10 protein-coding genes, 1 tRNA gene and 2 pseudogenes are annotated in these 11,570 nt (G+C 76.7%); 4 read left to right on the top strand and 9 right to left on the bottom strand.

Annotation, left to right across the window (positions count from 1 at the left end):
• Positions 1–863 (bottom strand): annotated as a pseudogene (locus AC5FZL_RS11685) (NlpC/P60 family protein); the annotation flags it as partial.
• A gap of 140 nt (positions 864–1,003) precedes the next feature.
• Positions 1,004–1,459: a MarR family winged helix-turn-helix transcriptional regulator gene (locus AC5FZL_RS11680; RefSeq protein WP_493618794.1), complete on the bottom strand. Its 456-nt coding sequence runs from the start codon at positions 1,457–1,459 to the stop codon at positions 1,004–1,006.
• A gap of 83 nt (positions 1,460–1,542) precedes the next feature.
• Between AC5FZL_RS11680 and AC5FZL_RS11675 the strand changes: the two genes are divergently transcribed.
• Both AC5FZL_RS11675 and AC5FZL_RS11670 read left to right on the top strand, forming a co-directional pair.
• Entirely contained in the window at positions 1,543–2,517 is a 975-nt protein-coding gene (locus tag AC5FZL_RS11675) for a siderophore-interacting protein (RefSeq protein WP_493618792.1), read from the top strand.
• A gap of 101 nt (positions 2,518–2,618) precedes the next feature.
• Entirely contained in the window at positions 2,619–4,130 is a 1,512-nt protein-coding gene (locus AC5FZL_RS11670) for a SulP family inorganic anion transporter (protein ID WP_493618790.1), read from the top strand.
• A gap of 7 nt (positions 4,131–4,137) precedes the next feature.
• Here the strand turns inward: AC5FZL_RS11670 and AC5FZL_RS11665 are convergent, their stop codons facing one another.
• A complete protein-coding gene (locus AC5FZL_RS11665) occupies positions 4,138–4,524 on the bottom strand; it encodes a MerR family transcriptional regulator (RefSeq protein ID WP_493618788.1) in 387 nt (128 codons plus the stop codon).
• 94 nt (positions 4,525–4,618) lie between these two features.
• On the opposite strand from AC5FZL_RS11665, the gene AC5FZL_RS11660 reads away from it, so the two are divergent.
• Positions 4,619–5,719: a PP2C family protein-serine/threonine phosphatase gene (locus tag AC5FZL_RS11660; RefSeq protein ID WP_493618786.1), complete on the top strand. Its 1,101-nt coding sequence runs from the start codon at positions 4,619–4,621 to the stop codon at positions 5,717–5,719.
• A gap of 6 nt (positions 5,720–5,725) precedes the next feature.
• On the opposite strand, the gene AC5FZL_RS11655 is transcribed toward AC5FZL_RS11660, so the two are convergent.
• A complete protein-coding gene (locus AC5FZL_RS11655) occupies positions 5,726–7,558 on the bottom strand; it encodes a SpoIIE family protein phosphatase (protein ID WP_493618784.1) in 1,833 nt (610 codons plus the stop codon).
• 145 nt (positions 7,559–7,703) lie between these two features.
• Positions 7,704–8,051 (bottom strand): hypothetical protein, encoded by a 348-nt coding sequence (locus AC5FZL_RS11650; RefSeq protein ID WP_493618783.1) that lies wholly within the window; start codon positions 8,049–8,051, stop codon positions 7,704–7,706.
• 230 nt (positions 8,052–8,281) lie between these two features.
• Between AC5FZL_RS11650 and AC5FZL_RS11645 the strand changes: the two genes are divergently transcribed.
• A complete protein-coding gene (locus AC5FZL_RS11645; protein ID WP_493618781.1) occupies positions 8,282–8,407 on the top strand; it encodes a hypothetical protein in 126 nt (41 codons plus the stop codon).
• Between the two features lie 88 nt (positions 8,408–8,495).
• Here the strand turns inward: AC5FZL_RS11645 and AC5FZL_RS11640 are convergent.
• From AC5FZL_RS11640 to AC5FZL_RS11625, 4 genes and pseudogenes are all read right to left on the bottom strand, one after another.
• Positions 8,496–8,569, bottom strand: a tRNA-Thr gene (locus AC5FZL_RS11640).
• Between the two features lie 45 nt (positions 8,570–8,614).
• A complete protein-coding gene (locus tag AC5FZL_RS11635; RefSeq protein WP_493618779.1) occupies positions 8,615–10,168 on the bottom strand; it encodes an alpha/beta hydrolase in 1,554 nt (517 codons plus the stop codon).
• Complete coding sequence (locus AC5FZL_RS11630; RefSeq protein ID WP_493618796.1) at positions 10,165–11,295, bottom strand: DNA polymerase III subunit delta'; 1,131 nt, start codon at positions 11,293–11,295, stop codon at positions 10,165–10,167. Before AC5FZL_RS11630 ends, AC5FZL_RS11635 begins: the two co-directional genes overlap by 4 nt.
• Positions 11,292–11,570 (bottom strand): annotated as a pseudogene (locus tag AC5FZL_RS11625) (hypothetical protein); the annotation flags it as partial. The gene AC5FZL_RS11630 and the pseudogene AC5FZL_RS11625, both read right to left, overlap by 4 nt.

Genomic DNA, 11,570 nt, shown 5'->3' with positions numbered 1-11,570 from the left:
CCGCTGGTCCGTGCGGGCGCGGCGTCCTGGCGCGAGCGGCGGTCCGCGCGGGCCGCGGCCTCCTCCGCCTCGCGCTGCTGGGCCTCGAGGCCGTCCTGGCGGCGCTGCTCCAGCGCCACGCTCGTCCCGCGCAGGGCGGCGAGCTGCTCGATGAGGGCGGCCCGGGCGCTCGCGCTGGCGGCGACCTGGGCCTGGGCGGCCTCCGCGGAGGCCGCGGCGGCGGTGGAGGCGTCCTGCGCGGCGCGCGCGGCGTCCTGCTGCTGGTCCACGGCCTGCTGCGCCTGCTCGTCGAGCAGCCGGGCGACGACCTCCGAGGCCTCCATCTGCTCGCGGACGCGCTCGCGCCGCTCGCCGAGGGCGTCGAGGAGGGCGGCGCGGTCGAGCAGGTCCTGGGGGCCGGCGGAGGTGAGGAAGGCGCTGATGCCGGCGAAGTCGCCGCCGCTGCGGTAGCTGCCGGCCGCGAGCCGACCGACCGCCGCCCGGGCGGTCTGTGCGCCGGCGCGCGCGTCGTCGGCGGCGGCACGGGCCTGGTCCGCGGCGGCGGCGCGGCGCTCCAGCTCGCCCTGGGCGACGTGGTGCAGCTCGACCGCCTCGGCCTCGCGCTGCTGGGCCTGCTCGAGCTCGGCGCTGGCCGCGGCGAGCTGGGCCTCCAGCGCCGCGACCTGCGCCGCTGCGCCGTCCGCGGCCTGCCGGGCGGCGTCGACCTCCTGCTCGCTGGGCAGCGGAGGCGCGGCCTGGGCCGGCGCCGTCGCGGCCGTCACCACGAGCAGCCCCACCACCGCGGCGCCGGCCGCGCTGCGCCACGCACGGCGCCCGCGAGCGCCGGCGGACGCCGTCCTGCCGTGCGCGTCGACCTGGCTCATCCGGTTCCTCCCGTGGTGCGGATCCTCCGGATCCGACATCGGCAGGACCTGGGCCCGACTGGAGGGGCCCGTCCGGGTGAACGGCACGCGCCCGGGCGGGGCGGCAGGACGACCCGCTCCGCCGGACGGCGGGGAGCGGGTCAGCGCGCAGTGCGCGGAGCGGCCTCGGCGACCTCGTTGAAGCGCCTCAGGAGCTGGGCGAGCTGGTCGACGTCGGCGTCGTCCCAGCTGTCGAGCATGGTCTGGACGTGCTCGGAGCGGGCGGCCCGCACTCGCTCGACGCGCTCGCGGCCGAGGTCGGTCAGCGCGACCACCTGGGCGCGCGCGTCGTCGGCGTCCGGCGTGCGCTCGACCAGGCCCAGCCGCTCGAGGACGGCGAGCTGCCGCGACACCGTGGGCTTGCCGATGCCGAGGTAGCCCGCCAGGTCGGTGGCGCGCACGTGCCCCTGCGCGCGCACCCGCAGCAGCAGCCCGTAGGCGCCGGCCTCGAGCTCGGGGTGCAGGTCGCGGGCGAGCTGGCCCGAGATGGAGCGGGCGCGCCGCCAGAGCACGGCGAGCTCCTGCTCGAGCCGCTCGACGGGTTCCGGGCTGACCACGGGGCGAGCATGGCAGAGCCCGGGCCGGGGCGGGAGCCCCGAGGTCTCCGGCCCACCCTGGAGTTGAGGGTAGGCTTCCCTCTGTGACGACGGTGGCGGCCGCCCGGCCCAGCGCTCCAGCGGCGGCTCCCTCCTACCGCTGCTTCGAGGCCGCGGTCACCCGCGTCCAGCCGCTGTGCCCCACCTTCCGGCGGATCACGCTCTCCGGGCCGGAGCTGCACGGCTTCGGCCACGGCGGCGCCGACCAGCGCGTCAAGCTCGTCCTGCCCTCCGACCCCGCCCGTCCGGAGGACTCCCTCGGGCCGCTCGTGCGCTGGGGCGACGACTGGTACTCCCGCTGGCGGGCGCTGCCGGACGCCGCCCGGCCGGTGATGCGCACCTACACCGTGCGCGCCGCGCGCCCGGAGCTGGCCGAGGTGGACGTCGACGTCGTCCTGCACGGCGCGGGGCGCGGCAGCGCCGCGGGGCCGGCGTCCAGCTGGGCCGCCAGCGCCCGCCCCGGCGACCGCCTCGTGCTCGTCGGCCCCGACCGCCCCGGCTCCGGGCGCGCGTGGGGCTGCGAGTGGGCGCCGCCGGCCGGCGCCAGCACGCTGCTGCTCGCCGGCGACGAGACTGCGGTGCCGGCCGTCTGCTCGGTGCTGGAGCAGCTGGCCCCCGGCACCCGCACCCTGGCCCTGCTCGAGGTGCCGCACGAGGCCGACGTCCTGCCCGTGGCCGCGCCCGCCGGAGCCGAGGTGCGCTGGCTGCCCCGCCAGCGGCGCGGCGAGCAGCACGCCCACGGCCGGCTGCTCGTCGAGGCGGTGCGCAGCGCCGTCAGCGGCCTGGCCCCCCGCACGAGGGCCGCTGGTGACCTCGAGGACGTCGACGTCGACAGCTCCCTGCTGTGGGACGTGCCCGCGGCCCCCGAGGCGGGCGCCGACGGGCTGTACGCCTGGCTGGCCGGCGAGGCCGGGATGGTCAAGGAGCTGCGCCGCCACCTCGTGCGCGACGTCGGCGTCCCGCGCTCCTCGGTGGCCTTCATGGGCTACTGGCGCGCCGGTCGCGCCGAGGCCGTCTGACCCGAGGGCGCCGCAGCAGCGACGCCGGGCTCGACCCTCGGGTGGGCGTAGAGTTGGAGCGGCTCCTCGCGGGGCCCCCACCTCCCCGGATCGGAGCCCTCGTGGCCACCAGCACCTCCGTGGCGCCCGCGCGCCGCACCGATGACGTCACCTCGGTGCGGGCCGCGCTGCGCTCCCCCCGCCGGCTGCGCACCGAGGTCCTCGCTGGGCTCGTCGTGGCCCTGGCGCTGATCCCCGAGGCCATCTCGTTCTCGATCATCGCCGGCGTCGACCCCCGGGTCGGCCTCTTCGCCTCGTTCACGATGGCGTGCTCGATCGCCGTCCTGGGCGGCCGCCCCGCGATGATCTCCGCCGCCACGGGCGCAGTGGCCCTGGTGGTCGCGCCCCTCGTGCGCGACCACGGGCTGGACCACCTGATCGCCGCGGTCATCCTCGCCGGCGTCCTGCAGGTGGCCCTCGGGCTGGCCGGCGTGGCGCGCCTGATGCGCTTCATCCCCCGCTCGGTGATGGTCGGGTTCGTCAACGCCCTCGCCATCCTCATCTTCACGGCACAGCTGCCCTACCTCATCGGCGTCCCGTGGCTGGTCTACCCGATGGTGGCCGTCGGCCTGCTGGCGATGGTCCTCCTCCCGCGCCTGACGCAGGTGGTGCCCGCCCCCCTGGTGGCGATCGCCGTCCTCACGGCGCTGACCGTGGCCCTGGGCTGGCAGGTGCCCACCGTGGGCGACGAGGGCGCGCTGCCGGAGAGCCTGCCCTCGCTGCTGTGGCCGGACGTGCCGCTCACCCTGGAGACGCTGCGCACCATCGCCCCGTACTCCCTCGCCGTGGCCCTGGTCGGCCTGCTCGAGTCGCTCATGACGGCCAAGCTCGTCGACGACGTCACCGACACCCGCTCCTCCAAGACCCGCGAGGCCTGGGGCCAGGGCGCGGCGAACATCATCACCGGCTTCTTCGGCGGCATGGGCGGCTGCGCCATGATCGGCCAGACGATGATCAACGTGAAGGTCTCCGGGGCGCGCACGCGGATCTCGACGTTCCTGGCCGGGCTGTTCCTGCTCGTGCTCGTCGTCGGCCTGGGCGACGTGGTGGCGATCATCCCGATGGCCGCGCTCGTCGCCGTCATGATCATGGTGTCGGTCGGCACGTTCGACTGGCACTCCATCGCCCCCGCCACCCTGCGCCGGATGCCCCGGAGCGAGAACGCCGTGATGCTCGCGACGGTGCTGGTGACGGTGCTCACCCACAACCTCGCCTACGGCGTGGTCGTCGGCGTGCTCGTGGCCACGGTGCTCTTCGCCCGCCGGGTGGCCCACCTGGTCACCGTCACGGCCGCCGACGCCCCGGACGGCACCCGCACGTACACCGTCGACGGCGCGCTGTTCTTCGCCTCCAGCAACGACCTGGTGCACCAGTTCGACTACGACGGCGACCCGGAGCGCGTCGTCATCGACCTCTCCCGCTCCCACGTCTGGGACGCCTCGAGCGTCGCGGCCCTGGACGCCGTCGAGACGAAGTACGCGCGCCGTGGCAAGCGCGTGGAGATCGTCGGGCTGAACGCGGCGAGCGCCGAGCGCCACGACCGCCTGGCCGGCCACCTCGGCGGCGAGGCCTGAGCGCGGCTCAGGTGCCCGAGCGCTCCTGGAGCAGGCCGATGAACTCGTCGGCCATCGCCAGCTGCGCCGCCAGCCTCGCCCGCCGCTCCTGGGCCGAGGCGACGAAGCCGGCGAGCGCTGCGCGCAGGCGCTCGCGCTCGGCCCCCGTGCCGTCTCCTGGACCGTCCGCCGCGTCGACGGCCGCCAGCAGCTCGCGCATCTCCTCCAGGGCGTAGCCGAGGGGCTTCATCCGGCGGATCAGCAGCAGCCGCTCGACGTCCGCCGGGGCGTACAGGCGGAAGCCGCCCTCGCTGCGGCTGGAGGGCACGACCAGCCCCACCTCGTCGTAGTGGCGCAGGGTGTGCAGCGACAGGCCGGTGCGCTCGGCCACCTCGCCGATCTGCAGGGGGCGCACGAGCGGGACGGTACTCCAGGAGCGCGCGGTGCCCCTGCGGCCGTCCGGGTGCCGGCTCCGCAAGTCCTCCGGGCCGCCGTCCGATACTGGTCGGGTGAGCGACGAGCCCCGCACCGGTGCGCCCCGCGCCCGTGGGGCCGGCGACCACCTCGCGGCCCTCGTGGTCGCGGTGGCCTGGGTGGTGGCGCTCGTGGTCGGCCAGGTGCTCGCCGGGGGCCGGCTGTCGGTCGTGCCGTGGCTCGCGCTCGGGCCGCTCGTGGCCTCCCTCGTGCTCACCTGGCGCCTGACCAGCGTGGCGTCGGCCGTCACCGTGCTCGGCGTGTGCCTGATCAGCGCGGACGCCGGCGACCTCGGCACCGGCCAGGGCGCGATCCGGGTGGCGGGCGTCACGGCGCTGGCCGGGTTCGCCGTGCTCAGCGCGCTGGTGCGGGTGCGGCGCGAGGAGCGGGTGCGGCGCGTGGCGCAGGTGGCCGTCATCGCGCAGGCGGCGATCCTGCACCCGGTCCCGACCCGCGTCGGCAGCCTCGTCATGGCCTCGCGCTACGTCTCGGCGAGCACGGACGCCCTGGTCGGCGGCGACCTCTACGACGTCGTGGCCACCGGCCGCGGCGTGCGGATGATCGTCGGCGACGCCCGCGGCAAGGGGCTGTCGGCGCTGCAGACCTCCGCCGCCGTGCTGTCCGCGTTCCGCCACGCCGCCCCCCGCCCCGACCTCGCCCTGGACGACCTGGCACGGGAGATCGAGCGCGCCGTGGTGCCGGCGCTGGCCCCCGAGGACTTCGTCACCGCCGTGCTGTGCGACCTCGCGCCGGACGGGCGGCTCGACCTCGTGCTGTGCGGGCACCCCTCGCCGCTGCGCCTGACCGCCGACGGCCCGCCGCAGGAGCTGGGGTGCCGGCCGGGCCCGCCGCTCGGCCTGGGCGTCGACCCGGTCGTGGAGTCGACCGCGCTCCGCCCCGGGCAGCGGCTGCTGCTCTACACGGACGGCGTCATCGAGGCCCGAGACCGCCACGGGCGGTTCTTCGACCTCGCCGGCGCCGCCGCGGAGCTGGCCTGGGCCGGGCCGGCGTCCGCCCCGGCGCTGGACGGCGCGCTGGAGGAGCTCATGGGCCGCCTGCGCGCGCACGTCGGCGGCACGCTCACCGACGACGTCGCCGCGCTGCTGGTCGAGCCGCTGGAGCCCGCCCTCCGCTGACGCCCCTCAGGCGTCGTGCGGGTGCAGCCGGACGGCGAGGATCGCCACGTCGTCCTCGGGGCGCGGCGGCAGCATGCGCTCCAGGACGGCGTCGACGAGGACGTCGAGGGCCAGGTCCTTCTGCGCCAGGTCCTCGAGCACCTCCTGCAGGCGCTCGAGCCCCACCTGCAGAGGCTGGTCGCGGCGCTCCACGAGCCCGTCGGTGTACATCAGCACCGTGGCGCCCGGGTCGAGGGCCACCTCGGACTCCCGGCGCCGCAGCGAGGGCATGACCCCCAGCAGGAGGTCGGAGCTGATGCCGGTCAGGCCCATGACGAGCCCGTCCGGGCGGATCTCCATCGGTGGCGGGTGGCCGGCGTTGGACCACCGCAGGCGCGTGACGCCGCGCTCGCGGTCGTCGCCGCTCTGCTCCAGCCGCGCCACCACGGCGCTGGCGCTGGTGCCGACCTGGAGCACCTCGAGGGCCTCGTCCACCTCCCGCAGCACCTCGGCGGGTCCGTCGCCGGTGACGACGGCCGCCGTGCGCAGGATGGTGCGGACCTGGCTCATCGCCGCCGCGGCCTGGGTGTCGTGGCCGATGACGTCGCCGATCACGAGGACGGTCGCGCCGTCGGGCTGGAAGAAGGCGTCGTACCAGTCACCGCCGACCTGGGCCGCCTCGGCGGCCGGGGTGTAGCGGGCGACGACCTCGGTGTGGGGCGTGCGCGGGGGGTCGGTCAGCAGGGACCGCTGCAGGCCCTCGGCGAGGTCGCGCTGCTGGCCGTAGAGGCGGGCGTTGTCGAGCGCCAGGCCCGCGCGCGCCGCGATGTCGGTCGCGGTGTCGAGGTCGCCGGGGTCGATCGGGCTGCGCGCGGCGCCGTTGAACAGGCTCAGCAGCCCCAGCGTCCGGCCGCGGGCCTGCAGCGGCAGCACGACGAAGGACTCCGGCGCCAGCCGCGCCAGCACGTCGTGGGCGGGGCCCGGAGCCAGCACGGCGCGGATGCGCTCGGTGGCCGCGCTGGCCAGGACGACCTGCTGGCCGGTGCGCAGCGCCTGCGCGACGAAGGACCCTTCGGAGAGGTCGGCGAGGCGCGCCTGCGCGTAGGCCTCGACGACCGGGCGGAGCTCGGGGTCGCCGTGCCACGCACCGATGTCGCGCACCGTGCGGATGCCGGGGCGGTCCGCGTCCTCCGCGAGGGTGACCACGCACCAGTCGGCGAGGGTCGGCACGACGAGGCGGGCCAGGCGGGCGACGGCCTCCTCGGCGTCCAGGGTGCCGGCCAGAGCCCCGGTGACGCTCGCCAGCAGGTGGGCGCGCGTGCCGGCGCGGCTCAGCTCGGTGTTGAGCTGCTCCAGCTCGCGCGTGCGGGTGAAGAGGTCCAGCTCCACGCGCTCCGCGCGCTCCCGCAGCACCACGCCCCGGGCCGCCTCGGCCGCGGCCTGCTCGCGGGCGCGCACGTACTCCGTGATGTCGTCCGAGCGGTGCAGCAGGAGGACGACCTCACCGCGCTCGTCGAGGATCGGGACGTTGCGCGGGCTCCAGTACCGCTCCTCGTAGCCGCCGTCGGGCGTGGGGATGTCGTACTTTTGGAGGGCCATCGTGACCGGGCGCCGGGTGTGGCGGGCCTGCTCGAGGGAGGCGCGCAGGTTCACGAGCCCGTCGGCGTCCGGGTCGGCGGGGTTCATCGGGAAGACCTCGAAGAGCCCCCGCCCCACCGTGGCCTCGAGCGTGGTGCGCGTGGCCTCCAGGCGGGCCCGGTTGGCGTGGACGATGACGAGGTCGGGCGTCAGCAGCAGCAGCGGGGTCGGCGTCGCGTCGAAGACCGCCGCGAAGTCGGGCGTCGGGAGGCCCTCGACCACACGCACCTCCGCCGCTGCCCGCCCCGGCTGCCCGCCCTGGCACCGGCCGCTCCAGGCCGGTGCTCCCAGTCTCCCTGCAGGGCGCCCGCGCGGCCATCCGCCGCACCGGGTGGGCGGCGGCGACCGCCAGGCGCTGCCGGTGCGGTCAGGCCAGGTGGCGGTGGCGGCGCATGACGGCGCCCGCGGCGGCGGCCACGACGTCCAGGCCCTCGATCGCGAGGGTGAAGTCCAGGACCTCGTCCCAGCTGATCGCCGGGCCGTGGCGCTCCTCGAGCACCTCCGAGGGCACGTCCCACTGCTCGGCGGGCACGCCGCCGGTGGTCAGGAGGCGGATGACGTCCTCGCTGGCGTGCTTGCGCACCTCGTCGCGGCAGGTCGCGCAGTCGAACGCGTAGAACGACCACGCCTCCACCGAGCACACCACCAGCCGCACCTGCACCGGCGTGAGCTCGACATCACCGCAGCTGGGGCACGAGGCCTTGATCGTGGTCACTGACGACACCTCCGCGAACGTGGCCCTCCAGCAGGGGTGCAGGAGGGTCAAGCACGCATCGGCGGATGGGGCGGATCCCTTGAGCCGCGGGGTGGTGCCCGCCAGGGCAGTGCGGTCAGCCGCTCCCCGGCTGCGGCTCTCGGAGAGCGGTCGACGCTGCTCCGATGGCGCGCCGCCGCAGACACGCCGACGGCGCTCAACCGGCGCTCCACCCGCGCCGACGGTCCGGCATGCGCGAACCCGCCTCCACCGCCCCGACCGTCCCGACCTCGGCCGCTGTGGTCCTCCACCCCGCAGCGGGGCTGAGCATCCAGGACCAGATCCGACTGCGGGCGCTCGAGGCCGCCGCCGCCTGACCTGTCCGGCCCTCGGTCGGCGTCAGTGCGTGGCCTGCCCACAACGACGTCAGGGGCTCCCGGAGGAGCCCCTGACGAGGACGTGCTGAGCCGCCTGTGGGAGTCGAACCCACGACCTACGCATTACGAGTGCGTCGCTCTAGCCGACTGAGCTAAGGCGGCAGCGACCGGCGCGAAGGCCGGGCACGAGGGTCGAGTGTAGAGGGTTCAGCCGGGGCACGTGGCCCCCTCCCCCGGCAGGACGCCGTCCAGCAGCCAGCCGTCCACGGCGTCGTCGACGCACTGCGAGCCGCGGGCGTAGGCGGTGTGCCCCTCGCCGTCCCAGGTCAGCAGCCGCCCGGAGGAGAGCTCGTCGGCCAGGGCCTGCGCCCACGCGTAGGGGGTGGCCGGGTCGCCGGTGGTGCCCACCACGAGGATCGGCGCCGCGCCCTCCGCGGCGATCGGCCCGGGCTGCCGCGTCGGGGGCGCCGGCCACTCCGCGCACTGGACCTCGCCGTAGGCCATGGACTCCCCGAAGGTCGGCGAGGCCTGCGCCAGCGCCTCAGCGGTGGCGCGCATCCGCTCCGGGTCGGCGTCCACCGGGTAGTCCAGGCAGTTCACGGCCACGAAGGCCTCGAGCAGGTTCGAGGCGTAGGTGCCGTCGGGACGCCGGTCGGCGTAGGCGTCGGCCAGCTGCCGCAGCACCTCCCCCCGCCCGTCGAGGGCCTCGGTGAGCCCCTGGTCGAGGATCGGCCAGCTCTGGTCGTCGTAGAGCGGCGTGATGATCCCGGTGGTGGCCAGGGCACCGGTCAGCGGCTGGTCGGTGTCGGTGGGCAGCGGAGAACGCTCGGCGGCGTCGACGACCCCGCGGATCTGCGCCAGGGCGGCGTCGGGCTCCTCCGCCAGGGGACAGCCGCGCCGGGACGGGCAGTCCTCGACGTAGGCCCGCAGCGCCTGCTCCAGGCCAGCGGCCTGGCCCACGGTCACCTCGTCGTACGCGGACGCCGGGTCGAGGGCGCCGTCGAGCACGAACCGGCCCACCCGCTGGGGGAAGAGCCCCGCGTACACCGCGCCCAGCAGCGTGCCGTAGGACTTCCCGAGGTAGTCCAGCTGCTCGGAGCCGAGCACGGCGCGCAGCACGTCCATGTCGCGGGCGGCGTCCACGGTGCCCACGTGGGGCAGCAGCGCGCCGGCGTCGGACTGGCAGCCGGCCGCGAACGCCCTGGCCTCGGCGCGCAGCGCCTCCAGGCCGCCCGGTGCCAGGGGGTCCGGGCCGTCCGCCGACAGGTACGCGTCGAGCTCGGGGTCGGACAGGCAGTCGACCGGAGCCGAGGCCCCGACTCCGCGCGGGTCGAAGCCCACGACGTCGTACTGCTCCGCGAGGTCCTCCGTGACCACCGGGGAGGCGCGCACCCAGTCCACGCCCGAGCCGCCGGGACCGCCGGGGTTGACCAGCAGCGCGCCGCGGCGCTCGTCGGCGTCCCCGGCGGGACGGCGCGCCAGCGCGACCTCCAGCGTCGCGCCGGCCGGAGCGGCCCAGTCCACCGGCACGGTGGCCGTGGAGCACTCCAGGCCCTCGCCGCACCCGACCCAGTCCAGCTCCTGGTCGTAGAAGCGGGCGTTGGCGGGGTCCGCGGCCTGCTCGGAGGCGACGGCCACGGAGCCGGTGGGGGCGGGGACGGTCGTGGGCGGCCCGCCCTGCGGCTCCGGGGACGAGGAGGAGCAGCCGCCCACGAGCAGGGCGGCGCAGAGCAGGGCCAGGGCCGCGCGGGGCACTCTCACGGGCGCAGCGCCAGAGCCATGGCCTCGACGGCGAGCAGGGGGTTGACGTTCGCGCCGATCCGCTCGCGGGCCAGGCCGATGGCGTCCAGCCGGCGCAGGGTGGTCTCGGCGGGGGCCTGGGCCGCCAGGCGCTCGACGTCGGCGCGCAGCTCGCTGTTGACGAGCTCCACGTCCGCTCCCAGCTGCACCACGAGCACGTCGCGGTAGAGGGAGGCGAGGTCGACCAGGGCGCGGTCGAGCACGTCCCGCTTGGAGCGCGTGGCCCGGGCCTTCTGGTCCTTCTCCAGCTGGGTCACCTGCGAGCGCAGCGCGGGCGGCAGCGCGCCCGTGGCCGCGGCCCCGAGGGAGCGCAGCAGCGCTGCGCGCTCGGCGGCGTCCCGCTCGGTGGTGGCCGCAGCCGCCTCCTCCCCCGCGACGTCGACGAGGTTGCCCGCGCTGACCACGGCGTCACCGACGCCGCGGACCTCCAGCGCCATCTTCAGCACCTCCCGGCGGCGCAGGCGCGCCCCCTCGTCGCGGGCGAGGCGCCGGGCGAGGCCGATGTGGCTCTGGGCGGCGCGGGCGGCGTGCGCGGCCATCACCGGGTCGACGCCGTCGCGGCGCACGAGCAGCTCGGCCACCGCCTCCACCGGGGGCACGCGCAGGCGCACCGGCCGGCAGCGCGAGCGGATCGTCACGACGAGGTCCTCGGCGCTCGGGGCGCACAGCAGCCACACCGTCCGCTCCGGCGGCTCCTCGATCGCCTTGAGGAGCACGTTGGAGCCCCGCTCGCTCATCCGGTCGGCGTCCTCGACGAGGACGACGCGCCAGCGCCCGCCCGCCGGGCGCCGCTGCGCGGACTGCACGAGGGAGCGGACGACGTCGATGTCGATGCCGAGCTTCTCCGTGCTCACGACCTGGACGTCGGCGTGCGTGCCGCCTAGCACGGTGCGGCACGCGTGGCAGTGCCCGCACCCGCCCTGCTCGCACTGCAGCGCTGCGGCGAAGGCGCGCGCCGCCGTCGAGCGGCCGGATCCGGGAGGGCCGGTGAACAGCCAGGCGTGGGTCATCTGCTCCGGAGCGTCGACGGCCCCGCGCAGCACCGCGGCGGCGTCGTCCTGGCCGACGAGGTCGTCCCAGACGCTCACCGGGGCCACGCGTCGTCGTCGGGCTCGCCGAGGGCGAACAGCTCCTCGTCGAGGGCGCGGTGGCTGCCGACGGCGGGCATCTGCCGGGTGCGCTCCACCGGGCGCTCGCCCGAGGCCCCCAGCGGGATCGGCTGGGTGGACTGCGCGTCGCGCAGGGCCAGGGCCTCCCGCTCCGCGGCCGCGCGCTCGGCGTCCAGCCGCTGCGCCTCGGCGCGCTCGGCCGCGAGGCGGTCGAGCTCGGCCCGCTCGGCGATCAGCCGCTCCGCCTCGGCCCG

The sequence above is a fragment of the Quadrisphaera sp. DVD1 genome, from assembly GCF_058932755.1.
This window is presented reverse-complemented; position numbering and strand designations above follow the sequence as displayed.

Excerpts from the sequence above, each read along its gene's own strand:
- AC5FZL_RS11645 (WP_493618781.1), top strand. The coding sequence starts at position 8,282 with ATGCGCGAACCCGCCTCCACCGCCCCGACCGTCCCGACCTCGGCCGCT.